This is a genomic window from Paenibacillus sp. FSL R5-0623 (genome assembly GCF_037974265.1).
Classification (GTDB): Bacteria; Bacillota; Bacilli; order Paenibacillales; family Paenibacillaceae; genus Paenibacillus.
The window spans coordinates 5,931,932-5,954,849 of sequence record NZ_CP150233.1 but is presented as its reverse complement, the minus strand read 5'-3'; the positions used below and the strand labels follow the sequence as shown (position 1 = coordinate 5,954,849).

Annotated in this window: 26 protein-coding genes; 18 read left to right on the top strand and 8 right to left on the bottom strand. The window is 46.0% G+C overall.

The window, feature by feature from the left end:
• Positions 1-30: 30 nt before the first annotated feature.
• Positions 31-690, top strand: a complete 660-nt coding sequence (locus MKY92_RS26265; protein WP_339301917.1) for a hypothetical protein — start codon at positions 31-33, stop codon at positions 688-690.
• A gap of 37 nt (positions 691-727) precedes the next feature.
• Positions 728-997 carry a DUF4176 domain-containing protein gene (locus tag MKY92_RS26260; RefSeq protein ID WP_076212877.1) on the top strand — a complete coding sequence of 90 codons (270 nt, stop codon included), beginning with the start codon at positions 728-730 and terminating at the stop codon, positions 995-997.
• 56 nt (positions 998-1,053) lie between these two features.
• Here the strand turns inward: MKY92_RS26260 and MKY92_RS26255 are convergent, their stop codons facing one another.
• Both MKY92_RS26255 and MKY92_RS26250 read right to left on the bottom strand, forming a co-directional pair.
• Positions 1,054-1,329, bottom strand: a complete 276-nt coding sequence (locus MKY92_RS26255; protein WP_076212874.1) for a WXG100 family type VII secretion target — start codon at positions 1,327-1,329, stop codon at positions 1,054-1,056.
• Positions 1,330-1,514: 185 nt separating this feature from the next.
• Positions 1,515-2,624, bottom strand: coding sequence for a hypothetical protein (locus MKY92_RS26250; RefSeq protein ID WP_339298177.1), 1,110 nt, complete (start codon positions 2,622-2,624; stop codon positions 1,515-1,517).
• 190 nt (positions 2,625-2,814) lie between these two features.
• On the opposite strand from MKY92_RS26250, the gene MKY92_RS26245 reads away from it, so the two are divergent.
• The gene (locus tag MKY92_RS26245; RefSeq protein WP_339298176.1) at positions 2,815-3,705 is read left to right on the top strand and encodes a phosphotransferase; all 891 of its coding nucleotides are present in this window, start codon (positions 2,815-2,817) and stop codon (positions 3,703-3,705) included.
• On the opposite strand, the gene MKY92_RS26240 is transcribed toward MKY92_RS26245, so the two are convergent.
• Positions 3,702-3,908: a hypothetical protein gene (locus MKY92_RS26240; protein ID WP_017692174.1), complete on the bottom strand. Its 207-nt coding sequence runs from the start codon at positions 3,906-3,908 to the stop codon at positions 3,702-3,704. The genes MKY92_RS26245 and MKY92_RS26240 overlap by 4 nt on opposite strands.
• A 330-nt stretch (positions 3,909-4,238) precedes the next feature.
• Here MKY92_RS26240 and MKY92_RS26235 point away from each other — a divergent pair, with 330 nt between their 5' ends.
• Positions 4,239-5,867: a copper amine oxidase N-terminal domain-containing protein gene (locus MKY92_RS26235; RefSeq protein WP_339298175.1), complete on the top strand. Its 1,629-nt coding sequence runs from the start codon at positions 4,239-4,241 to the stop codon at positions 5,865-5,867.
• Between the two features lie 68 nt (positions 5,868-5,935).
• On the opposite strand, the gene MKY92_RS26230 is transcribed toward MKY92_RS26235, so the two are convergent.
• On the bottom strand, positions 5,936-6,553 hold the full coding sequence (locus tag MKY92_RS26230; protein WP_307542024.1) for a nitroreductase family protein: 618 nt from the start codon (positions 6,551-6,553) through the stop codon (positions 5,936-5,938).
• Positions 6,554-6,696: 143 nt separating this feature from the next.
• Between MKY92_RS26230 and MKY92_RS26225 the strand changes: the two genes are divergently transcribed.
• The 11 genes from MKY92_RS26225 to MKY92_RS26175 all read left to right on the top strand — a co-directional run bounded on the left by MKY92_RS26225 (position 6,697) and on the right by MKY92_RS26175 (position 16,522).
• Positions 6,697-7,047 carry a winged helix-turn-helix transcriptional regulator gene (locus tag MKY92_RS26225; protein WP_307542026.1) on the top strand — a complete coding sequence of 117 codons (351 nt, stop codon included), beginning with the start codon at positions 6,697-6,699 and terminating at the stop codon, positions 7,045-7,047.
• 126 nt (positions 7,048-7,173) lie between these two features.
• Positions 7,174-7,626, top strand: a complete 453-nt coding sequence (locus tag MKY92_RS26220; RefSeq protein ID WP_307542028.1) for a disulfide oxidoreductase — start codon at positions 7,174-7,176, stop codon at positions 7,624-7,626.
• Between the two features lie 16 nt (positions 7,627-7,642).
• On the top strand, positions 7,643-8,086 hold the full coding sequence (locus MKY92_RS26215; RefSeq protein ID WP_339298174.1) for a FixH family protein: 444 nt from the start codon (positions 7,643-7,645) through the stop codon (positions 8,084-8,086).
• A 91-nt stretch (positions 8,087-8,177) separates the two neighbouring features.
• On the top strand, positions 8,178-9,158 hold the full coding sequence (locus MKY92_RS26210) for a LacI family DNA-binding transcriptional regulator (RefSeq protein ID WP_339298173.1): 981 nt from the start codon (positions 8,178-8,180) through the stop codon (positions 9,156-9,158).
• 160 nt (positions 9,159-9,318) lie between these two features.
• Complete coding sequence (locus tag MKY92_RS26205; RefSeq protein ID WP_339298172.1) at positions 9,319-10,650, top strand: ABC transporter substrate-binding protein; 1,332 nt, start codon at positions 9,319-9,321, stop codon at positions 10,648-10,650.
• A gap of 146 nt (positions 10,651-10,796) precedes the next feature.
• Positions 10,797-11,681: a sugar ABC transporter permease gene (locus tag MKY92_RS26200; protein WP_338588587.1), complete on the top strand. Its 885-nt coding sequence runs from the start codon at positions 10,797-10,799 to the stop codon at positions 11,679-11,681.
• The gene (locus MKY92_RS26195; protein ID WP_339301916.1) at positions 11,681-12,508 is read left to right on the top strand and encodes a carbohydrate ABC transporter permease; all 828 of its coding nucleotides are present in this window, start codon (positions 11,681-11,683) and stop codon (positions 12,506-12,508) included. Before MKY92_RS26200 ends, MKY92_RS26195 begins: the two co-directional genes overlap by 1 nt.
• Positions 12,509-12,552: 44 nt before the next feature.
• Positions 12,553-14,109: a glycoside hydrolase family 32 protein gene (locus tag MKY92_RS26190; RefSeq protein ID WP_339298171.1), complete on the top strand. Its 1,557-nt coding sequence runs from the start codon at positions 12,553-12,555 to the stop codon at positions 14,107-14,109.
• Positions 14,110-14,193: 84 nt separating this feature from the next.
• The gene (locus tag MKY92_RS26185) at positions 14,194-15,681 is read left to right on the top strand and encodes a prolyl oligopeptidase family serine peptidase (protein WP_339298170.1); all 1,488 of its coding nucleotides are present in this window, start codon (positions 14,194-14,196) and stop codon (positions 15,679-15,681) included.
• Between the two features lie 26 nt (positions 15,682-15,707).
• On the top strand, positions 15,708-16,124 hold the full coding sequence (locus MKY92_RS26180; RefSeq protein ID WP_339298169.1) for a MerR family transcriptional regulator: 417 nt from the start codon (positions 15,708-15,710) through the stop codon (positions 16,122-16,124).
• Positions 16,125-16,333: 209 nt separating this feature from the next.
• Positions 16,334-16,522 carry a hypothetical protein gene (locus MKY92_RS26175; protein WP_339298168.1) on the top strand — a complete coding sequence of 63 codons (189 nt, stop codon included), beginning with the start codon at positions 16,334-16,336 and terminating at the stop codon, positions 16,520-16,522.
• Positions 16,523-16,610: 88 nt separating this feature from the next.
• Here the strand turns inward: MKY92_RS26175 and MKY92_RS26170 are convergent, their stop codons facing one another.
• From MKY92_RS26170 to MKY92_RS26155, 4 genes are all read right to left on the bottom strand, one after another.
• The gene (locus MKY92_RS26170) at positions 16,611-17,288 is read right to left on the bottom strand and encodes a succinylglutamate desuccinylase/aspartoacylase family protein (protein ID WP_339298167.1); all 678 of its coding nucleotides are present in this window, start codon (positions 17,286-17,288) and stop codon (positions 16,611-16,613) included.
• Positions 17,289-17,384: 96 nt separating this feature from the next.
• Positions 17,385-18,353: an ATP-binding cassette domain-containing protein gene (locus MKY92_RS26165; protein ID WP_339301915.1), complete on the bottom strand. Its 969-nt coding sequence runs from the start codon at positions 18,351-18,353 to the stop codon at positions 17,385-17,387.
• 22 nt (positions 18,354-18,375) lie between these two features.
• Positions 18,376-19,176 (bottom strand): ABC-2 family transporter protein, encoded by an 801-nt coding sequence (locus MKY92_RS26160; RefSeq protein WP_339298166.1) that lies wholly within the window; start codon positions 19,174-19,176, stop codon positions 18,376-18,378.
• Complete coding sequence (locus MKY92_RS26155) at positions 19,173-19,949, bottom strand: ABC-2 family transporter protein (protein ID WP_339298165.1); 777 nt, start codon at positions 19,947-19,949, stop codon at positions 19,173-19,175. The genes MKY92_RS26160 and MKY92_RS26155 overlap by 4 nt, the downstream gene beginning before the upstream one ends.
• Before the next feature lie 304 nt (positions 19,950-20,253).
• Here MKY92_RS26155 and MKY92_RS26150 point away from each other — a divergent pair, with 304 nt between their 5' ends.
• From MKY92_RS26150 to MKY92_RS26140, 3 genes are all read left to right on the top strand, one after another.
• On the top strand, positions 20,254-21,105 hold the full coding sequence (locus MKY92_RS26150; RefSeq protein ID WP_076212843.1) for a DegV family protein: 852 nt from the start codon (positions 20,254-20,256) through the stop codon (positions 21,103-21,105).
• A gap of 152 nt (positions 21,106-21,257) precedes the next feature.
• Positions 21,258-21,974 carry a response regulator transcription factor gene (locus tag MKY92_RS26145; RefSeq protein ID WP_339298164.1) on the top strand — a complete coding sequence of 239 codons (717 nt, stop codon included), beginning with the start codon at positions 21,258-21,260 and terminating at the stop codon, positions 21,972-21,974.
• Positions 21,971-22,900 (top strand): sensor histidine kinase, encoded by a 930-nt coding sequence (locus MKY92_RS26140; protein ID WP_339298163.1) that lies wholly within the window; start codon positions 21,971-21,973, stop codon positions 22,898-22,900. Before MKY92_RS26145 ends, MKY92_RS26140 begins: the two co-directional genes overlap by 4 nt.
• Positions 22,901-22,918 lie beyond the last annotated feature (18 nt).

Sequence of the window (22,918 nt, the reverse complement as noted above, 5' to 3'; positions counted from 1 at the left end):
CCCTCGGCCCGTGACGTCGTTGTTTCTACAATGTATGAAGGCACTCCTTACCCAAGGGAAACATTTGAGAACTATCTGGTCATCTATGCGGCAGATGGTATTCGACTGAGTGTAGGTACGCTGGTTCTGTTTTTTCTTAACGTATTTCTGCTCATTCCCGTGTTCAGTGTCCCGTTCCAATCTATGTATGCGTATATTCTCGTGCCACCGCTAGTCTTTATGAATATATGGGCGATTGCCCTTATTGCTGCCCCACGCAGACTCCAACTGAATTATGTATTGTTCCGAGGGGTATTTGGCATCGTTTGTTCTGTGGGATTTATGGTGATTATACAGAAATTTGCCTACGGGACACTTGCTCTGACGACACCTTGGTACGCCATTGGATCATTTGCAGTATATGGTTTTGCCTTGTTTCAATACGTGAAGTTTCGTTTGCGTAAGCTACGGCAGCCCCCTCAGCGGAAAAAAGGGGATAAAAGCCCGGGTATGCCTGTTGCCACATTAACGATGATTACGGGCGGAGCATATCTTCTGGCCAATATTTCACTGGCCTTTGTTACGCAACAGACTGTGGCTGTTGTGCTGATGTGTGTATACATTATGCTGGCCTTTGTCGTGTTTCACTTCATTATGGACTTGCATCGGTATTACTGGCTTCGCCAGGTTATGAACAAATCAGAGGGGTAATTGCAGGATAGAGACATAATTAAGGAGGGCGATCATTTTGGAAAAAAATATAGCTTCGTTTCTGCCGAATGGGTCTGTTATTCGTTTAAAAGAAGGCACCAAGAAGCTTGTCATCTATGGACGCAAGCAGATGTTAATGACAGAACCACCCCGTCAATTTGATTATATTGGCTGTCTATACCCTGAGGGTTACATCAATCCGGATTATACGTATGTATTCAATCATGAAGATATCGAAGAGATCATTTTCAGAGGGTATGTGGATCAGGAGGAAGAGACATTTGCGGCGGAACTGGAGCGTAAGTAGCCCGAGTTGTAAAGGTCGGTTCTACATATGAGGAAATGAAAAAAAACGGATCAGTCCTAACGTGACTGATCCGTTTCGCGGAAACGCGTCGCTGTCTGTTGAAGACTGGTGCTGGTTTCCTGTAAACCGCGCAAATAATGACCGATGTTTGTCATGCTGTCATTCATACGCCCGAGAAACTCTCGCTGGCGTTCCCCTTCCCACTGTCCCTCAGACTGATCAATCATCGTTTTGAGTTGGGTAAGAATATCATGTCCGTTCTGGGATGCCTTATTGAACTCACCCGCAAGTTGTTGCAGTTCTTCTGGGGACAGATCAATACGCTGGTTCATGAGGTCCACTCCGTTTCTCTTCTTGCATAAGATAATGTATATTCCATTATAACCCCATCTTTTTCAAAATGAAGCTGGACAAAAGCCTTGTTTTCAGATCAGTGCAGCGTGTCTTACATAGGACAAAACACACATCAAATCAGCCCCAGCTCATAGAGCGGGACCGAAATGATGTATGTTTATTTTTATTTCACTTTTTGTACAGATACCGCCATTTGCTCCAGTTGAGTGTGAGTCAATTGGTTATTCGGTGAGCTGATAGTTACATAACGATCATCCAGCTTGAACGTGAGCATATCCGTTTGGTCTGGTGTATACCATTTGGCTGATACGCCATTAGGCAGTTTTACTGTTTTGCCATCATAGCTGAACGAGTAGTCTTTAGGGGATACCGTTACATTCATACGATTGAAAACAAAGTTTACACCATCGCCGCCTGCACCTACGCTTTTGAACGTATCTCCAGCAACCATATGTTGTGGGGCATAAGCAGTGGTGAATCCGTCAAACTTCGCAAATGCCTTACGCATGTTATCCAATTGTTGTTTGCTATAGTTCACATCAGCGAATGCAGTGATCCCTTGATCATTGTTGCTGTTAGACTTTTGAACAGAGACAGCGACTTGTTGCAACTGAGTTTGGCTCAGCTTATGATCCGGGGAGCTAAGGGTAACATAGCGATCATCCAGTTGGAACGTAAGCATGCCCGTTTGATCTGGTGTGTACCATTTGGCGATTATACCATTGGACAGTTTCACGTCTTTGCTCGTATAACCGTCCGAATAATCTCTTGGAGATACATCCACTTTCATATGGCTAAAAATAAAGCTGACACCATCGCCACCCGCACCTACACTTTTGAACGTGTCACCTGCGATCATCTGCTGAGGGGCATAAGCTGTTTCAAACCCATCGAATTGTGCAAAAGCTTTTTGAATTGCCGCTTTTTGTGCAGCGCTATACGTTACATTCGTCAAGGCTGATGGATTGCTGGTAGCTTGGCCGATCATGACCTGTCCTTTTTTGCCGTCATAGGATACAGGCACATGCAGTGCATCAGCAAGCGCTCGTACGGGCAGATAAGTAGAGTTGTTATAAGTAATTGGCGCAAGTTTGTTGCCATTGCCATCCGTTGGTGAGTAAGCCGCGCCATCGACATTGAAGCTAATTCCATGGTTAAGGTATGCAGAGATTTTCTCCAGCTGTGTTCCGGCGAATACACCCGTTGCTCCTGTTAAAGTCATGCCCAGTACCATCATCGTTGCTACGGATTTCTTCATGTTTTTTTTCATCATATATCTCTCCTTCAAGTTGGGGGTTAGTTTTGTTTAATGGGCTCGCTGTCCCTTATGGCTTTATATTAAACCCCGAACATATCCAGAATAATTCTGAATTATCTCCAACTTGTAAACATGTGTATATAAACAGGAGACTGGCATCTGTCTGTTGAATAGATCGCTTAGGATCAGGAAATGAGGTGAAGGCGTGACAAATTTTCATTACGTAGGAGATCATTATGATATTGGTAATATTGTAGGATTTAAAGCTATAGAACACGGTAATAGTTCTAAAGCCATGTTGATTGAGTCTACACAAGGTAAATTCGTTTTACGTAAATTGAGGGACGAACAACAGGCGTGGATTGAGTATGAAATGGTTCAGGCATTGGCATCAGTAAATATTTCGCCATCCATGGTACAGACAAAATACAGGATGCCGTATATTACATATAATGATGAGATTTATAATTTGCAGATCTACATAGAGGATTTGCTTCCACGTTCCCAAAGTAACATTGACTTTGTTCGGTTAGGTCAGGTGGTCGGTCTTTTTCATCGTATGACGAATCATCTTAAGGTTGCTGGTATGGAAGATCGTTTCGAGTTATCTCAATTATGGCGTGAGGTTTCCAATGTAGTGTTAGCCTCTTCATCCGAACAAATTCGTATGTTAGCGCAGCTTACAGAGGAGTGTCTGAAATTTCGCAAGACGAACCATTCAGTCATTCATGGGGATCTGGGCATGTGGAATTTGTTGTTTACAAAAGAGTCCATCTACATTATTGATTTCGGTGAAGTAAGAATGGACGATCATCATTTCGATCTGGCAGCTGTACTGACTTCTACAATTCCCTCGTCAACACATAGGCAAGAACTTGGAAAGATTATGGCTGACTTTGAAGATGGTTATGTGCAGGAGAATGCTGATTTTAACAGGAGGCAGCTTTACGAACAGTTACAAGTATGGATGTTACGCGGATTTTTGGTAGTAATCAGGGAGAGGGGAGATGGCCCCTCAACCATTGGATATGTAGAACGAAAACTGAAGCTGCTTGGTGTGTTTGAACGTATTCTTTGCCGAATCGAAACATTTTAGTTAAAAAGATAGAGGATTAGTCCGCCAAAACCAAGGACAATCGCACCAACGTATACATAGGAAAGTTTGCTTAGGTTTTGCTTTGTGCGGCGGTCATATTCGGGGTTGCTGGTCTGATTGGCTTTGGAATTTCCGATGATCATGGTAGCAATACCTCCAAACAAGGCGATACCCACAATTAAAACATAAGGCAACCAGGTCATGAATGGACCTCCTTCGCGAATAATATGATATGTCCTTATTGTACTTCAGGATAACCTTTGATGTAAGCTTTGGTTGAGAAATAAAGGAAAATGAAGTGTCTATATTACAGTATGTATGTAGTCTTGGATCGGAAAGATTACTACAATTTTATATTTTTTTATTTCAAAAAAACCTTGATACAACAGGAGTTCGTAGCTTTCTTCACTGAAAGCTGTGAATTTTTTTTGCCCACAGAGTGATCCAGAATAGAGAACCCTGCGTTACACCCTATGAAGACAACGACGAGGAAAGAAATTATACACACAACATAATCGAGGAGTGAACACGTAATGAAAATGAAGATGAAGAAGTTTATCGCACCTGTACTTAGCTTGACACTGTTGATGCCGGGGATCGCTGGAGCAGCTGCCGCACCACAGACACCAATGACCATGATGAAAGCATCCGTGAACACACCTGCGGCTGACCTGAGAGCAAACCTGGACCACCTGTTGTCCGAGCACTTTGCACTCGCAGTAACCGCAATGGCCAAAGCATATGACGGAACAAAAGATGCAGATGCAGCCTACAAAGCACTCGACCAGAATGCACTGGATATGCAACCAGCGATTGCTTCCCTATACGGTGACGCAGGTGCCAAAGAATTCGAACGCATCTTCCGCGCTCATAACAAATACACAGATGATCTGGTGAAAGCAACCAAAATGGGCAACCAGGCTGGGATCAAACAAGCACAGGCAAACATCAACGGTTTTGTGGATGAGTTCTCCACATTTCTGAGCACAGCTACCGAAGGCAAGTTGCCAAAAGCAGCAGCCAAACAGGCTCTGCAAGTGCATGAAGATCTCGTGCAAAAAGTATTTGATGAGTATGTAGCTGGAGATTACGCTGATGCATACAAGGCTTACCGTGAAGGTTTCAAAGAAATGTTCGACGTAAGTAAGGCACTCTCCACAGCAATTACGGCACAAATGCCTGAGAAATTCGAAAATACCAAAGCGGATACAAAAGCAGCTGATCTGAGATCTGCACTCAACCACTTGGCTTCCGAACACTTTGCGCTTTCGGCTCTGCAAATGCAAGAGGAATTTGATGGACGTACAGCCGCTTCCAACGCATTGATTACTGCTGAAGCTGGGAACACAGCTGACTTCAAAGCAGCGATTGCTTCCGTTTACGGTAACGATGGTGCCAATGCTTTCGAGAAAATTTGGGTAACGAACCACGTTAATGCACAAAGCGATTATGTAAAAGCTGTTAAAAACAACGATGCTGCGGCTCGTGCGGCAGTAGAGAAACGTATTGATGGATTTATAACAGAATTCGCTACATTCCTGGATTCAGCAACAGCTGGCAATCTGCCAAAGGCAGCAGGACAAGAAGCGCTGACAACACATGAAAATCAAGTGCAAAACGTATTGAATCAATATGCAGCAGGGAACTATGATGCTTCGTACACAACAAATCGTGAAGGTTTCAAAGTGATGTTTGGTGTAGGTCAAGCCCTTGGTAACGCCATCGTGACTCAATTCAACGACAAATTCCAAGAGCCAGCAACACCTGCACCAGCGCCAGAAATGACAACGGTGTGGATGCAACTGAACAGCAAAATGCTGAAAATTAACGACAAAACAACCAACATGGATACTACACCGGTGCTTTGGAAAAACACAACCTACATTCCATTGCGTTTCCTGAGTGAAGGTATTGGCGCAAAAGTGAAATGGGACAAAAAAGCACAACAAGTAACGGTAATGGCTGGCGATGATATCCTTGAATTCTGGGTGAACAACAACGTTATGGAAGTCAACGACGTGAAGAAAAACGTGGGTTCAACGGTATTTGTAAACAAAGATGGACGTACTCAAGTACCTCTGCGTTTCATTGCTGAACTTCTGAACTGGGACGTGAAATGGGCACAAAAAGATGGTTCCATTACGTTGACCAAATCCATGTAATAAGAAGAGTTTAATACGAAATGAATTAAAAAGAAGCTGCCCCATACCCATACGGCAGCTTCTTTTTGTTATCCTAAGGAAGTTATTGTATTGCGATACATAATTTTATGCACAGGATGACGTACCGTTTGATGTCCATTTTTAATACCTTTGCCAACTGCGATCAGCATGACATCCAAGTATCTATCGGAAATATTCAGGCTGGCTTTTAATTGAGCGGAATCATAACCTGACATCGTGATGGTTTCGAAACCAGCCTCATTAGCGAGTAGAATGAATGACATCGATGCTAGGCTTACATCTCGGGTTAACTCCACCTTGAGCTCTTCATCCGATTTATTTGCATAGTATTGTATTGCCGCATTCGCCAGATAATCTCGGAGTGATGCATCAAAATAGCCCGACTGAAAGCCTTCTTCGTGAATGTTGATGATGTTATCTTGCTCAAATGCCTGATAATCCCCCAACATGACTATCAATGCTGAAGCATCCATCACCTGTTGTTGATTAAAAGCTATAGGCAGCAATGTGCTCCGCAAGTCGGGATCATCAATAATTAGGTACCGGGTGGCTTGAATATTATTCCCATTCGGTGACTTGCTTGCAGATTCAATGAGCGATGTCAGAATCACTGGGCTTATCGTATAATTTGAATCAAAATGACGAACGGAACGTCGTTTTTCCAAAATGGTTTGTACACTCACAAAATCATCTCCATCGTTGTTATTTAGAGCTCCCTTGAATTATAGTAGGCAATAACAAATACGAAAATAACGCACAAAAAGGTGGTATAGCCACTTTAAAGTATCTATTGAGGAGGGACGGCACATTGGTTAAATATAATACCGGAATAAATATTTTCATGGATATCGCTGGGGGGAAGTGGAAGTGTCTTATCCTTTTTTTTCTGAGCCAACAATCGGTGCGAACCAAGGAATTCTATGAACTGATACCTGGAATCACACAAAAGGTCTTAACAGACCAATTGAAACAGTTGGAGAGCGATGGCCTCGTTCATAGGGAAATATTCAAGGAAGTCCCGCCAAAAGTAGAATATAGTTTAACTGATCTCGGACGATCCTTCGTTCCGGTCTTGAACACGATGTGCGACTGGGGCAATACGTACGCAAGGACCAAAGGTATGGAGCAGGATGGACATATTCAATGTGACCATGAATGAACCCAAAAGTTCAAATATTTGGTATAATCATCGAGTAATGACCTACATAACAGCTGGAATAGCCGATGGAGTCTAGAATGATGTATGATCATTTGGTATAAGCAAAATGAAGAGGGGGACAGAGGAATGAGTACATCATCAAAATCGGAGCGTCCAGCGAGAAATGTGGATACCCGGTTATTTGTGGCTTGGGCCGTTTCCGTTATTGCAACAGGGGGGAGTCTCTATTTCAGTGAGATCAAGGGATATCTACCATGTGATTTGTGCTGGTACCAGCGTATATTCATGTATCCACTAACCATTTTGCTGGGCATTGCCTACTTTAAGGATGACGTGGGCATCACGAAATACGTACTCCCACTTAGTTTTGTGGGTGGTGGCATTTCGTTATATCATGTAACAATCCAGCGTATTTTTTCGGCTACAGGTAATGCCGTAGCTTGTGGCAAGGTTCCGTGTTATACCGACTATTTGAACTGGTTTGGTTTCATCACCATTCCACTACTCGCACTGATTGCCTTTATTATCATCATCGTAATGCTGTGGGGTATCGGCAAAACACCAAAATCTTCTTTATAAGAAAGGACAGATGGTGATGAGTGGACAAGCTCGTTGGTTCATGCCCTTCATTGTTCTGGTCCTCCTGACAGTGGGATGCTCTTATGAGGAACAGTCACAATCGGGTGAGATGCCAGAGATGATCAAAGTTAAACTTGTCGTTCCAGAGAAGGCTTCTCTTCATAAACCAATACAGTTGCAGGTGAAGCTTACACAGGGAGATACACCGTTAAGCCATGCCGACCATGTGCAATTCCAGATCTGGAATGAGCTTGATGATCCACCTTCTGTATCTCCGGAAAAAGGTATGATGACAGCGGACGAACTGGAGAATCAGGGGGCTATTACTGCCAATGAGTCAGAGGAAGGGCTATATGAAATCCAGCATACCTTTGAAGAACCAGGCACGTATGTGGTACAGGTCCATGTTACGCACGGAGCTATGCATAGCATGCCGAGAGCGAGAATTGTAGCGGAATGAAAGAGCGGGCAGATACCGCGGATTGGTTCAGGGTTAGCAATAGGTTTATAATAATATCTGTATGAAGAATGTTGTAGGAAAAGAGGCTGTTATGGCAACAATTCATGATGTTGCACTCAGGGCAGGAGTTTCTGTAACTACCGTCTCGCGTGTATTAAACAACCGGGGATATATCAGTCAGAAGACTCGGGACAAAGTGTATCAAACCATGGACGAACTGAACTATCGACCCAACGAAATTGCCCGTTCTCTTCTGCGTAAACAATCCAATGTTATAGGCTTGATTATTCCCGATGTATCCCATCCGTTTTTTGGAGAACTGGCTAACTATGTTGAGTACCATGCATACCAGAATGGATTTAAAATTATGTTATGCAATTCCCACATGGACCCTTCCAAAGAGCGTGAATATGTGGAAATGCTCAAGGGTAATCGCGTGGATGGCATTATTATGGGAAGTCATACACTTGAAGTCGATGAGTATATGAATTTGCATTCCCCAATCGTGACCTTTGATCGTAAGATCGGTGAAGACATCCCTTTTATCTCATCTGATAACTATCAGGGAGGGGTTATGGCTGCTGAATTGCTGCTCTCGAAGAACAGACGGAATCTGGCACATATCTGCGGTAATTTGGAATTGCAAATGCTGTCCAATCGCCGGACGACAGGTTTCGTTGATACATTGCAGGCTCATGGAGTCAAGCCGGTCATGATTCATGAAACCGATCTGAATGTGTTTGATCAGCATCAGTATACGGAATTGGTGGATAAGCTGCTTGCACAACACCCGGAGGTGGATGGGCTCTTTGTAACGAGTGATCTGATGGCGGTGCATGCGCTGAAGCAGATCATGTTAGGTGGGCGCAAGGTACCTGACGATATCGCTATTGTAGGTTATGATGACAGTCGTACGGCGTCGTATACGGTGCCTGGCATAACAACGATCAGGCAGCCGGTGGAGGCCATGGCTAAGCTGGCGATTGATCTGATTCGGCGCCAGCTCGCGGAAGAGAAGATCGGAATGGAGCATATTTTGCCAGTTACCATTGTGGAGAGAGAGACGACCTGATACAGGTCGTTTTTTCCTATTCGTCCTTTTGCGACGAAAAAATCAAGGCACAATATTTTTTTTAAATGGTATGTCAAACGATTGACATGTCAAACCTTTGACATTATAATTCGATTTGTAAGCGTTTCCTTTTAAACTATTGATCGGGGGCCATAACAAGATGAAAAGAGAACAGAGATGGATGAAATTATCGGTATTGTCATTGTCATTGATTATGATGCTTGTATTGTCGGCATGTGGAAGTAAAGCAGCGATGGAGTCCAATTCCTCCTCAGAGGGTAGCAGCAGTGAGAGTGTCAAAATCACCTTGCTTAATTCCAAGTCGGAAATTAACAGTCAGCTGGAGCAAGCGGCTAAAGACTTCCATGCTGAAAATCCAAATGTCACACTTGAAATTGTACCTGTAGGCAGTGGACAGTCTCCGTTTGAAAAAGCGTCTGCTCTGTATGCCTCCGGCAGCCCTACAACGATGATGATGCTGGATACAGGGGATGTCGAGAAGTTCAAGGATCGTGTTCTGGATCTCACATCCGAGTCTTGGGTGAAGGATGCTGTGGAGAACAGCACAGCGGCTACAACGTTTGATGGCAAAAATTATGCCTTCCCGTTCTCTATTGAAGGATATGGATTCATCTATAACCAGAATGTCTTGGATCAGGCGGTAGGTGGGACATTCGATCCGAAGTCTGTACAGACCACTGCACAGCTTGATGAGCTGTTCCAAAAGATCGCTGCTACTGGAAAATCACCTTTGATTGTATCACCAATGGATTGGTCGCTTGGTGCGCATTATCTGGGGCTTGCATATGGTGGGCAGTCGCCGGACCGTGCGAAGGTGGACCAATTCATTACTGATCTGAAGGCAGGACAAGTGGACCTTTCCTCCAATGCCGTATTTAATGGCTTGATAGATACATTTGACCTGATGAAAACCTACAATATTGATAAGGCTTCTCCATTGTCCGGAACCTATGAGCGTGGACCGGAGGTGCTTGGCAAGGGTGAGGTTGGCATCTGGTTCCAGGGCAACTGGGCATGGCCGCAAATTTCAAGCTTTGATACAGCAGATGGAAAATATGGCTTCCTCCCGGTACCTGTGAGCAATAATCCAGATGATTTCGGTAATACACAAATCTCTGCTGCTGTATCCAAACGAATATTGCTGGATAAGGAAAAGAGCACACCAGCGCAGCAGGAAGCAGCGAAGAAATTTTTGGAATGGATCGTTTATAACGAAAAAGGTCAGGATTTCCTGGTGAATCAAGCCAGTATTATTCCGGCATTCAGCAACATTACATTGGAGCCAACCGATCCACTTGGCAAATCCATTAGTGAATACATCAAGGCAGGAAAAATCGAGGAATCAATGAGTACACTTCCTGCGGATCACTGGTCCAAACTGGGTGCATCCATGCAGAAATACTTGGCTGACGTCATTGACCGTGCCGGACTTGCCAGCGAAATTCAGGCATACTGGAGCAACGTGAAATAAAAGAATTAATCTTAGCCCTGTGCAGCACATAGAGAGAGTCTTGCGGTACGCCGGAGATGATGAACGTACAGCTTCCACATGAGGTCTGTTCGAATTTTTTCCGGCATAACCGTTAGGCTAACATTTGGATAGAGTGGAGGTTGACAATGCTGACCGAAAAAGGATTATGGACACGTCTGCGCACTCGCCTGATCTTTACTGGCCCGACATTATTTGCGTTTGCTACGGTGATGATTATTCCATTTTTGTATGGTATTTATTTGACGTTTACGAATTGGGATGGCATTGCAGTCGATCAAAACTTTGTTGGCTGGGATAATTATATTGGTGTGTTCAAGGACACCGTGTTCTGGAAATCATTCGGGATGACGCTGGAGTACGTATTTATTACCGTTGTGCTGACCAATGCGGTTGCATTCCTGCTCGCTTACGCTGTAACCCGGGGGATGAAGGCACAGGGCTGGTTTCGGGCCGGATTTTTCCTGCCGAATCTGGTGGGCGGAATCGTGCTTGGTTTCATCTGGCAGTTTATTTTTAATCAGGTACTCGTTTTTGCAGGACAAAAAATGAACCTCACTCTGTTTTCCACCTCCTGGCTGGCTGACCCGGATAAAGCGTTCTGGGCACTCATTGTGGTGACCGTTTGGCAGTATGCCGGTTATATGATGGTGATCTACATTGCAGGACTGATGAATGTGCCGAAGGATGTTATGGAGGCAGCCAGCATTGATGGGGCAAGTAATCGCAAAATGCTGGCGCGCATTGTATTGCCACTGATGGTTCCTTCATTTATTGTATGCATCTTTTTGTCACTGCAACGTGGATTCATGGTGTATGATCTGAACGTCTCTTTGACCAGTGGCGGGCCCTTCAAGAGCACAGAGATGGTATCCATGCATGTGTATGAGCAGGCCTTTCTTGCCCGTGACTACGGATTGGGTCAGGCAGAAGCCTTTGTTCTGTTTATCCTTGTAGCCGCCATTACATTGCTCCAGGTCTATTTCAGCAAAAAACTGGAGGTCGAGGCATGATGGCAGGACAATCGCGCATTCTCAACGGGATAAAGTTTATTGCACTAATCATTGTGATGATTTTGTTTGTATTTCCGTTTGTACTTCTAATCGTCAATTCGTTCAAGGCTAATCAGGCAATTACCTCCGATCCGCTGGGCTTGCCAAGCTCCTTTCAATTCGATAATTATGTCAATGCGTTTGACAAGATGGGATATGTATCTGCCTTCAGCAATTCATTGCTCATTACCATTGCAGGTGTATTACTGATTGCTCTTTTTGCGGCGATGACAGCACATTACTTTGTTCGTCACAAAAGCAAGCTGAATCAGTATCTCTTTTTCCTGATGGTAGCTGCGATGATTATTCCATTCCAGGCCATTATGATTCCATTGGTTAAAATATACGGATCGCTCAGTCTGCTGGATAACAAGTGGTCGCTGATCTACATGTATATTGGCTTTGGCAGTCCGCTCGCCGTATTTATCTACCATGGCTTTATCAAAAGTATTCCCCTGGAGCTTGAAGAAGCCGCTCTAATGGATGGCTGCGGCAGGGTGCAGACCTTTTTCCGTATCGTACTGCCGGTGTTATTGCCAACAACCGTAACGATTAGTGTACTGAATGTATTGTGGATATGGAATGATTTTTTGCTGCCTTCCCTGGTACTGACTTCATCGGAGCAGCGAACGCTGCCGCTGTCCACGTTTTATTTTTATGGGACATACACAGTGGATTACGGTCCATTGATGGCTGGTCTGGTGTTGACCCTGTTGCCTGTCCTGATCGTTTATCTGTTTGCGCAGAAGTACATTATTCAGGGGGTCATGCAAGGGGCTATCAAATAAGTTCAGTCGGGTGATATAGAGAGAGAGACAGGAGTGAAGGACATATGAACCAGGAACGACACGAGAAGCAGGGAATGGACACAAGACAAGAGACAGACCTTGGACTGACAAGTTCTTCGGCTCAAACAAAGGAGAGTTATACACTCGCCCGGGCCAACGCATATATCAAGGAGAACCGACATCAGGTTGATCCAACCTATCGAATGGATTATCATTTGATGCCAGAGGTGGGCTGGATGAATGATCCCAACGGCTTCATATACTTCGGTGGGATGTATCATATGTTCTATCAGCATTATCCCTACGAACCGGTATGGGGGCCTATGCACTGGGGCCATGCGGTGAGCCGTGATTTGGTTACATGGTCTTATCTGCCTGTTGCACTGGCACCGGATCAGAGCTACGACAGTGGAGGTTGTTTCTCCGGAAGCGCAATCGTGCAGGATGGCAAATTGGTGCTGATGTACACGGGACATATCGTGACTGGACCTGACAAGGATAACGATTACTTGCAGACACAGAATATCGCTGTCTCGGACAATGGGATTGATTTTGTCAAAAGCGCGATGAATCCGGTTATTCGGCTGGATCAAATCCCGGAGCATACCAGTCCGAAGGACTTCCGTGATCCGAAAGTATTTGAACGAAACGGTGTGTACTATTGTGTACTTGGGTCAAATGATGCTGCTGGTAAAGGTGTCATTCTGTTATACCGTTCAACGGACTTGCTGGATTGGAGTTATGTCAACGTTATGGCCCAGAGTGACGGGACGCTTGGTGACAATTGGGAATGTCCAGATCTGTTCACACTGGATGGCCGAGATGTGCTGATCATGTCTCCGCAGCGAATGCCTGCTCAGGGAGACAACTATCGCAACTTGCATTCGACCGTTTATATGATGGGATCGCTGGATGAAGACCAAGGTGTACTGAAGTACGAGCAGTACGTTCCGCTTGACTGTGGCTTCGACTTTTATGCACCTCAGACGATGGAGGATGCACAGGGACGACGAATCATGGTGGCCTGGATGGATACGTGGGAAACGGAAATCCCGACACAATATTCCCATGCGTGGGCTGGAGCAATGACTTTGCCAAGACAACTAATTCGTAGGGGAGAACGCCTGATATTCCAGCCTCTTCCCGAACTTATACAATACAGGTCGGAAGGAACCGAACAGTATGGCATAGATTTAAATGGTAATGAACATGATCTTGGAATCAGTGGAGACCGTTATGAACTGTATGCTGTATTCGAAGCGGAAGACGCACAGCATTTCGGGTTGAAGCTGCGTACGGGTGAGGATGAAGAAACCGTGATTTCCTATGATGTAGAGCAGCGTCGTTTATGCTTAAGTCGCGAGCAGGCCGGACAAGGACCGGGGGGCGAACGAGCTGCGACAGTGGAACTGCTTGACGGGAAACTGGAACTTCATATTTTTATGGATGTCAGCTCCGTTGAAGTGTTCATTCAGCAGGGAGAACAGGTAATGACTGGGCGGATATATCCTGGGCCGAACTCAACAGGTATCAAGGCTTTTTCGGCTGGAACGTGTACGTTGACTGAACTTCGCAAATGGAACTTACGAATTCCTCGATAAAATTCTATCTAAAATTCAGCCTTGACCTTGAAGGATACTTCAAGGTTTATTCTTTTTTTATCAAGAAATATTGGAGGCTGAATAATGAGAACTTTGGAATGGATTTTGGTATTGGTAACCGTAGCTGCTACGGTACTCATGCTGGTGTTTCCGAAGCACCGAGCAATGACAGTGGGGACACTCACAGCTCTGATTCTGGCAGTGCTTCTGCATGGCTTAATCAATTCATTTCGTGTGCAGATGATACCAACCTATATCGTTACACTTGTATTATTCATTACGTTAATCATTCAACTCATGAAATCATACCGCAGTAGCCGTTATGTTCAGAGTGCACTGAAACCTAACCGTCGTTCATGGATAAAGATGACGCTGGCATCGATTCTCGTTCTGGCCTTCAGTGCAGGTTCAATCATACTGACCTGGCTGTTGCCGGCTTTTACGATGCCTGAACCAACCGGCACCTATACGATTGGCACATTCTCTCAACACCTGGTGGATGAATCTCGCGAAGAGACCAAAACACCCGAGGCCGGGGACAAGCGTGAGCTGATGATTAATGTGTGGTATCCGGTGGATCAGAAGGCTGCCCAAGGGCTGCCCCTGGAGCATTATCCTGGTGAACTGGGAGAAGCGATCAGTCTGGTCTTCGGCATTCCGTCACAGGTGTTCAGTTATCTGGATACCATTCCAACACATGTGGTCCAAGGAGCCGAGATGTCCGCTGCCCAGAACAAGTATCCAGTAGTATTGTTCTCGCCGGGGATTCGCTCAGCCCGGTTTCAGAGCATGACGATGATTGAGGAGCTGGTTAGCCACGGTTACATTGTCGTGGGGATAGATCACCCTTATACGTCTGCACAAGTGAATTTCCCCGATGGACATGCAGTTTCCTATATGGCCGACCCTGAGTTTGCAACGTCAGCGGAATTATATCAATATAATGTAGAAGGCATAGGCATTCGTGCAGATGATGCAAGTTTTGTGCTTGATACGCTTACCGATTGGAATTCACATGACCCGAATCAACGGCTCCAAGGCAAACTTGATCTGGATCACGTCGGCATCATGGGACATTCATATGGTGGGGCAACGACAGCTGAAGTACTGGCGCAGGATGAACGTTTCCAGGCAGGCTTGAGTTTGGAAGGCGGATTCTGGGGATCGGTATCCACAACAGCCTTGAAACAGCCGTTTATGTATATCATGTCGGGTGGGACAGCCAAAAGTCTGGACCCGGACGCCACTGCCAAGGATAAAGTATTTTATCCCGAGTTTGAGCCTGATTTGGATCGGGTGATGTCAAATAGTCTTAATGATACCTATTATCTGACAGTGGAGAATTTGTTCCATCAAAGCTTTACGGATATATCGTTGATTTCACCGAAAATGTTTGCCAGAGGCATGACGCCAGAACATAATGTGGATATAACCAGATCCTATGCGCTGGCATTCTTTGACCGTTATCTGAAAGGGAAAGAGCAGCCATTGCTGCAAGGATCTTCAGCACAATTTCCCGAGGCCACCTATGATGCCACATATACTAAGATACGCAACGAACAAACACAATAAATCTGCAGAAGGATGGAGGCGTAGGCATGGAAACCATGACAAGAGGAATGTTGGCCAAGCGTACCGGTGTAAGTATGGCAACCCTCCGTTATTACGAAGATAGTGGAATTCTGCCTGCTCCCCGTCGTTCCTCCAACGGATATCGGGTGTATACCGAGGATTATCTGGTCAAAATTAAGTTCATTAAGGATGCCCAGTCGCTGGGTTACTCTCTAAAGGAGATACAAGAGACCCTGCAACTGCTAAGCCAGGAGGATATGGAGAGTGATACGTTAAAAATACTCGTCCGTGACCGAATCGCAGATATTCAAAATCATATCGATCACCTTGAACAGATGCAGATTCATCTGGCCAGATTGCTCAAGACGCCAGAAGAGGATATCCATAGCTATATCCAGTCGTTTAGGGTGACAAAGAAAGAACCGGATGAGATTAATCCATAAAATAGGTAAAGAGACTCTGGAGCCACAATTGCGGCTCTTTTCCTGTTTAAGAGATAACAGGCGTGTACTATCGAGCAGGGAATCGGAGATTTAAAACGAATACATAGTGTAGTTTGCCAATACATAGTGGTGGTCAATCGGAGATTCAACCCATCATTACGCCTGGTTTAGTGATAACATCTTAGATCAGAATATTCTCTGGCATAACGGTGGCACATTTGGTTTCTCCAGTTATTTGGCTAGTCGTATTATTGTCCAATTATTGTTTTGGATCAGCCTCTATTGTGGATGTGTATCTGGATGCGATATTCAAGTTTATAACTAAAAAAGACCCTTATCCCCTCATGCCGCTGGACCCTACGGGTAAAAATATATTGGAAGCAATGATGCAGAGATAAAAAAACACCTCGAACAGAGAACACCTGCGGATGTACTTCGGGCACTCTCTGTTCGAGGTTTCTTTTAGTTCTATCTTAATCGTCTTGATCATGACATACCCGCTTCACGCAGAAAATGGTGCACAATCTTCGTCTGATACTTGATACGGGTTGAGCGATTCAGACTCCAACAGGTCTCCACCGTGACGGAACGGGCTTGTAATAGTCTTGAAGCCGCTGTACGGGCAGATCCCGGCAATTCATGCTGTTTGAGGTTAAAATGACGATCACGAATGCTAATCGACCGATTCATCCGTTCGATAACTCTTCTGCAAGCTGGAATCGTCCGACTGCCGGGATTCGTGACCAACGTCTGTCCAAGCACCCGTGAACTAAGCTGTGACAGGCCGTTGGCTTCATGCAGATCGAGCCACCAGTCGGCCCGATGTTCACGCGCCAGCTGAAAAACTGCCGCAGCGAGCGGATGCTTGGCCTTGCCTGACATGCGGCGTGGAAACGTACGATTCAGATCTGGCTTGCCTCTGATTTTCTTTGCGTAGGCTTGCTGGTTCACGCGTGGCACGATAATTAACAGCCCTCGCTGAATGGCGTGACGACCTGTCGCAATATCATCTGCGAGCTTTTGTGCAGCGGCCATACTCGCCGTTTCATTCCCGTGAACCCCGGATGTAATGAACATCACCGGTCCCGGCATCATGCCACGTACGATGTAATAGGGAGTGGCGTGTGCGCTGGATGCTAGAAGGACATGTTTGGTCACAAGCATGACGCTTCACCTCCGTTATTACAGTACGCCATGTTCCTCTTTCATGTAACGGCGCAAGAACAGGTCTTCATCCAATTTCTCCACAAAATGGGCCAACTAATACACCCGATGAATGATATCTTCAAAATCCGGTTCTTTCATCTCTACATCTTCAATCTCACCCCAGTGCTCCAACTGTTTCAGAATGTCCATTGTGCTCCATTCCTTACGGTTCACTTGGGCGGTAAGGATCTGTCCTTCCACTCCAGTAATATGTATCGCGGATGACACAACATCCGGGATGTGAAATGCTCCCCGGAACGTTACCCGAATCAACGTAGGTAGTCCGATGGTTTCGCGAAGAGACGAGATCGTGCCGTCATATGTTAGTTGACCATGGTTAATTACCATGACACGGCTGCATAACTGCTCAATGTCGTCCATGTCATGGGTGGTCAGCAAAATCGTTTTGCCAAACGTTTCATTTAATGTACGTAGAAACTGGCGAATGTTCCGCTTTGCGTTCACATCCAGTCCAATCGTTGGTTCATCGAGAAAAAGCAGTTCGGGATCATGTAGCATGGAAGCTGCGAGATCCGCTCGCATGCGTTGCCCAAGCGAGAGCTTGCGTACAGGCGTGGCCCAGAACGATTCAAGGTCCAGCAGCTCAGCGAACTGGGACAGCCGTCTCTTTTTGTCCTCGGCACGGACGCCGTACATCTCGGCCAGAATATCATATGAATCTTTCACAGGCAGATCCCACCAGAGCTGACTGCGCTGTCCAAACACAACGCCCAGTCGACCAACGGTCCTGCGCCTGTCCTGATGCGGGTTCATACCGTCAAGCAGTACCTCACCTGAGGTTGGGTGCAGGATACCCGTCAGCATTTTGATCGTGGTAGACTTGCCAGCCCCGTTCGGACCGATGTAACCCACAAACTCCCCTGGGCCGATATCAAAACTGATATCGCGTACCGCTTCCTTGGACACATATTCACGTGAAAATAACGTACGTAATCCAGAGAAACGTCCTTCGCGAATAACAGGGGTCTTGAATTCCTTTTGCAGATGCCGTGCTGTGATCATGTTCATGATTCGTACCGCCTCCTTAGCTACCTGTACTTTGATATTTGGTCATGCCGAATTGCCAGAAACGCAGACTTGCAGCCAAGCTCAGTACGGCAACCGCCGCAACAGCAACAAGAATCCACGCTCCTCCTTCACCCCGTAGCAGGTAAAGTGACGGAATGTAGTTGACGAATCCTACCGGAATCACCGTTAGTAGAATGCCAGACATCCATTTGGGATATAACGTTAGCGGATATTGGGCAGCCGTTCGTGCGGCATCTTCAGTGATCGTCTGTAATTCCTCGATACGTGTGGTCCAGAATCCGAGTGTGGCGGTAGCAAGTCCGATGGAAAAGAGAATGACTGCGCCCGTCAGGATAATGAGCAGGGAGAAGGGAATGGCTATCCAGCCAATCTGTCCGCTATGCATCATGCCTACCAAAGACCAGCAGAGAATGAACCCGCCTTGCAGGACTTCCCCAGCCATGATGCGGAAGTTTTGCGGCAGCAGTGCGAGCAATACGGGCATGGGACGAGTTAACAGTTGGTCAAGCTCGCCATTAACCAGATATTTTTCCAGATGGTGAACCTCATTGCCGAACGTTCGATACAGTGTTTTGGATAACGTCATGATGGCAAAGAGATAACCGATCTCATGGAGGGACCAGCCTTTAATTGCTCCGAATTTGTGCAGCACGAGAGCGACCATCAGAAACTCGGAGATTTGAATTAAAGCGGCGAGTACGGATGCCATGATGAAATTAAACTTGTATTGCATCCGGCTGCGGATGCTTGTTCGAATCAGCATTTTATATAAATTGAACCAGGAAGTTCGCTTCATCCGCCTTGTACCTCCACTTTACGACGTAACACTTGGGTAATCGCAAGACAGATCAACGTCATGAAGACACACCAAAGCAAGGTTCCCCATAACAAGGAGCCATCTTCGAAACCAAGATAGATTCGGGTTGGTACATAGAGCAGGAAAGGGTAGGGTGATATCCAGGCAAGTTGTCCAAGCCAGTTCGGTAGCCACTCCAGCGGAATGAAGAAACCAGCCAGCAGATTCATCATTGCGTGATTGCCCCAGTGAAGCCAGGATGACTCCGTGGTCCACATCGACGTGGCACCAATGATGTAATTCATGCAGATGGATAGGTATGCGGCACCGGCTAGACCAAGTGCGGCATAGAATAGTGTTGAAACGTCTGAGGGCCAATGCAGGGAAAAGACAATGGAGAAGAGCAGGTAGATCGGAATGCTTTTGTACACAAACTGGTAGGCAATCTGCCCCCATTCGCGTGCCATCAGGTGGGTGAATAGATGAACAGGCCTCATCAGATCCAGTGCGATCTGCCCTGTCCTGACGGATAAGGGAATACCCAATCCGTTCGTGAGAAAACCCGAGATCCAGAGAGAGGATTGCGTGAACGCAATGTAACTGATCATCCCCTGTGTCCCGTATTCTCCGAGAGTATGGTCGGCCCCGATGCCGATCCAGAGGCAGGCATACATGTAACCAAACATGGCGCTTGCCAGGTTATGTACCATGTGTGCCCCGCGGTATTGCAGATTCCGGGAGTAGGCTTTGGAAGCCAGAGTGAAATAAAGCATGTGACACCTCCGATAAGTGGATTGAACGGCGTTTCCGTTCACTTCAGTCAAGGCGAAAAAGAGAGAAGGACAACAGCATACCAATTTATTCCTTCACAGGCAAGACATTTTTTTAGCTAATAATGGTATTAACAGGGGTGTTCATGATTGCGCCACAAGACAACGGTCTGTCCGTTCCTTTATAATTGAGAGGTAATATCGCAAACGTTTACAATGTGAAATATTCAAATTTTAAATAAACCGCCGGGCTTGTGCTTGACGATTAGGATACAGAATGAACAATCCGGCAAGAGAGAAGGATGTCATGAAGAAAATTGCATGGGTCACCGATAGTACCAGTACACTGGATCCCGTTTTTGCGGAGCAAAATCATATCTATATCGTACCGCTGCGCATCGTATTTGGAGAGGAATGTTACCGGGAGACCGATGACATTACATCTGAAATGTTCTATGAGAAACTTGCGGAGGCTTCACGTGCAAGCAGTTCGCAGCCACCTATTGGCGAATTCATTGAACTGTATGAGTCGCTCAAAGACAAGTACGATGAGATTATTACGATTCATTGCTCTACAGAGCTTAGCGGAACGCTGCATACGTCCATGCAGGCTGCAGAGATTGCAGGGGTCACGGTGACCGCAATTGATTCAAAGGCAGGTGCCTATCCTCACCGTGAGATGATTATGCAGGGACTGGAATGGCAGAAGCAGGGATGTTCAGCTGCCGAGATCAAAGTAAACATTGAACAGATGATTGATAACATGTCCTTTTACCTCATACCTGCCAGTCTTCAGCATCTTCATCGCAGTGGACGGGTGTCGGGCACACAGCTGATCATCAGTCAACTGCTCAAGATCCATCTGCTGCTTCGATTTGAAGAGGGCAAAGTGGTTGTGAATGAGAAGATCCGTACATTCAAGCGGACAAAAGAGCGCATGCTCGATATGCTCAAGCTGGATATGGAGAAAGTAAAGCATGTGTGCATTATGCATGCCAACAATCAGGAAGAAGCTGTTACAATCAAAAAACAGATCGCAGCTTTGCTGCCTAGATTAAAGACCGAAATCATGCCGTTTATCCCTGTGGTAAGTATCCATGCAGGTGCAGGAACCATTGGACTGTGCTGGATACACAGCGAGAACGGATACAGAGATTAGACGCACAGCATTCATCTATAGACTCTCATAGACCTGGCAGGAAATACACTTGATGTCAAAGTGGTGATCCTGTCAGGTCTTTTCGTATGTCATTGCCAATTCAAACAAACTGTGAGGTAATAAAGAAAACTGTTCTTGTTGGAGGGAAACATGTGTTAAGTCACCGCTTGTTGCTTGTTGAAGATGATCGTTCAATTAGTGAGATGGTCGGGCCATACTTGGAAAAAGAGGGCTACGACGTCACTTATGCATATGACGGCTTAGAGGCAGAACGTCAGTTCAGCCAGTCCCAACCCGGGTATGATCTGGTTATTTTGGATCTGATGCTACCCCTCAAAAGTGGGATGGATGTGCTGCAAACCATTCGGGCAGTAAGTCTAGTACCTGTGCTCATTCTGTCTGCAAAGGATGGGGAGGTGGACAAAGCGTTAGGCCTGGGCTTCGGCGCAGATGATTACTTGAGCAAACCGTTCTCGTTAATTGAACTGACTGCCCGCATCAAAGCCGCGATTCGCCGCGCCAATTATACGACTCCGCCTGTGGCTGAAGTGGCTACAGATCAGCGTATTCATATCGGAGGACTCGTAGTTGACATGGAGACGTACGAGGTGGAGCGTGATGGTACACCCGTCAAGTTGACATCCAAGGAATTTGGAATTCTGAAGCTGTTGGTTACCCATCCTGGCAAAGTGTTCACCAAGGCTCAGATCTACGCTTCCGTCTGGAACGATCATTATTATGGAGACGAAAATATCATTAACGTACATATGCGTCGTCTGCGTGAGAAACTGGAGGCAGATCCTTCGGCTCCCCAGTATATCAAGACACTCTGGGGCATCGGGTATAAGCTGGAGGCGGAGCAGGGATGACACTGATTTTTGCCATCACGACGGGTATTCTGGCCATTGCCTTTATTGTGTTGTGGTTGAAATTCCGGAAAAGAAACCAACACCTGTCCTATATTCATCAGAAAATATCCGCAATTCTGGACCAAGGCACCTTTGAGCGCTTGCTCGTATTCAATAGTGATTATCAAGTCAGTGAGCTTCTGAAAGACATGAACCAGCTGCTGGATCATGCGCACCGCGCCAAAGCAGGGTATGCGAACCAGGAGAAGGAGATGCGTAATATGCTCTCCAACATTTCGCATGATCTGAAAACGCCACTCACGGTAGTGCTGGGCTATAGTGAGACCTTGCTGCACAGCCCATCATTGACCGATCAGGAACGGAAGATGATGACGGAGAAAATACAGGATAAGGCGCAGGAAGTGCTGCGTTTGATCCATTCCTTTTTTGATCTGGCGAAGCTGGAATCTGGGGATACGGAACTGGTACTTAGTCGAGTGAATATCAGCGAATTATGCCGGTTGAAGATGCTTTCCTTTTATGAAATGTTGACGAATCTCGGGTTGCACGTGGAGCTGGAGATACCTGATGGGGATATCTTCGTGCAAGCGAATGAAGAAGCATTGGACCGTGTGCTGGATAATCTCATTACCAATGGAATGAAATATGGAGCAGAGGGTAAGGTACTGGGACTTTCACTGGATTATTCGATAGGTGGACCTGTGACGTTACAGATCTGGGACCAAGGAAAAGGGATTCCTGAGAGCGAGCATAGTCGTGTGTTTGAACGCATGTATACACTGGAGGATTCCCGCAATCGACTCTATCAAGGCAGCGGCCTGGGTCTGACCATTACGAAACGGCTAGTTGAGCGGATGGGTGGAAGTATTCACTTGCATAGTGTGCCACATCAACGGACGGTATTTTCAGTTACCTTAAAGGCATGATAGACCCTGCGTTGGTTG

Excerpts from the sequence above, each read along its gene's own strand:
- MKY92_RS26265 (WP_339301917.1), top strand. The coding sequence starts at position 31 with ATGTATGAAGGCACTCCTTACCCAAGGGAAACATTTGAGAACTATCTG.
- MKY92_RS26255 (WP_076212874.1), bottom strand. The coding sequence starts at position 1,329 with ATGAACCAGCGTATTGATCTGTCCCCAGAAGAACTGCAACAACTTGCG.
- MKY92_RS26250 (WP_339298177.1), bottom strand. The coding sequence starts at position 2,624 with ATGATGAAAAAAAACATGAAGAAATCCGTAGCAACGATGATGGTACTG.
- MKY92_RS26240 (WP_017692174.1), bottom strand. The coding sequence starts at position 3,908 with ATGACCTGGTTGCCTTATGTTTTAATTGTGGGTATCGCCTTGTTTGGA.
- MKY92_RS26235 (WP_339298175.1), top strand. The coding sequence starts at position 4,239 with ATGAAAATGAAGATGAAGAAGTTTATCGCACCTGTACTTAGCTTGACA.
- MKY92_RS26220 (WP_307542028.1), top strand. The coding sequence starts at position 7,174 with ATGAGTACATCATCAAAATCGGAGCGTCCAGCGAGAAATGTGGATACC.
- MKY92_RS26215 (WP_339298174.1), top strand. The coding sequence starts at position 7,643 with ATGAGTGGACAAGCTCGTTGGTTCATGCCCTTCATTGTTCTGGTCCTC.
- MKY92_RS26210 (WP_339298173.1), top strand. The coding sequence starts at position 8,178 with ATGGCAACAATTCATGATGTTGCACTCAGGGCAGGAGTTTCTGTAACT.
- MKY92_RS26205 (WP_339298172.1), top strand. The coding sequence starts at position 9,319 with ATGAAAAGAGAACAGAGATGGATGAAATTATCGGTATTGTCATTGTCA.
- MKY92_RS26200 (WP_338588587.1), top strand. The coding sequence starts at position 10,797 with ATGCTGACCGAAAAAGGATTATGGACACGTCTGCGCACTCGCCTGATC.
- MKY92_RS26195 (WP_339301916.1), top strand. The coding sequence starts at position 11,681 with ATGGCAGGACAATCGCGCATTCTCAACGGGATAAAGTTTATTGCACTA.
- MKY92_RS26190 (WP_339298171.1), top strand. The coding sequence starts at position 12,553 with ATGAACCAGGAACGACACGAGAAGCAGGGAATGGACACAAGACAAGAG.
- MKY92_RS26185 (WP_339298170.1), top strand. The coding sequence starts at position 14,194 with ATGAGAACTTTGGAATGGATTTTGGTATTGGTAACCGTAGCTGCTACG.
- MKY92_RS26180 (WP_339298169.1), top strand. The coding sequence starts at position 15,708 with ATGGAAACCATGACAAGAGGAATGTTGGCCAAGCGTACCGGTGTAAGT.
- MKY92_RS26170 (WP_339298167.1), bottom strand. The coding sequence starts at position 17,288 with ATGCTTGTGACCAAACATGTCCTTCTAGCATCCAGCGCACACGCCACT.
- MKY92_RS26165 (WP_339301915.1), bottom strand. The coding sequence starts at position 18,353 with ATGATCACAGCACGGCATCTGCAAAAGGAATTCAAGACCCCTGTTATT.
- MKY92_RS26160 (WP_339298166.1), bottom strand. The coding sequence starts at position 19,176 with ATGAAGCGAACTTCCTGGTTCAATTTATATAAAATGCTGATTCGAACA.
- MKY92_RS26155 (WP_339298165.1), bottom strand. The coding sequence starts at position 19,949 with ATGCTTTATTTCACTCTGGCTTCCAAAGCCTACTCCCGGAATCTGCAA.
- MKY92_RS26150 (WP_076212843.1), top strand. The coding sequence starts at position 20,254 with ATGAAGAAAATTGCATGGGTCACCGATAGTACCAGTACACTGGATCCC.
- MKY92_RS26140 (WP_339298163.1), top strand. The coding sequence starts at position 21,971 with ATGACACTGATTTTTGCCATCACGACGGGTATTCTGGCCATTGCCTTT.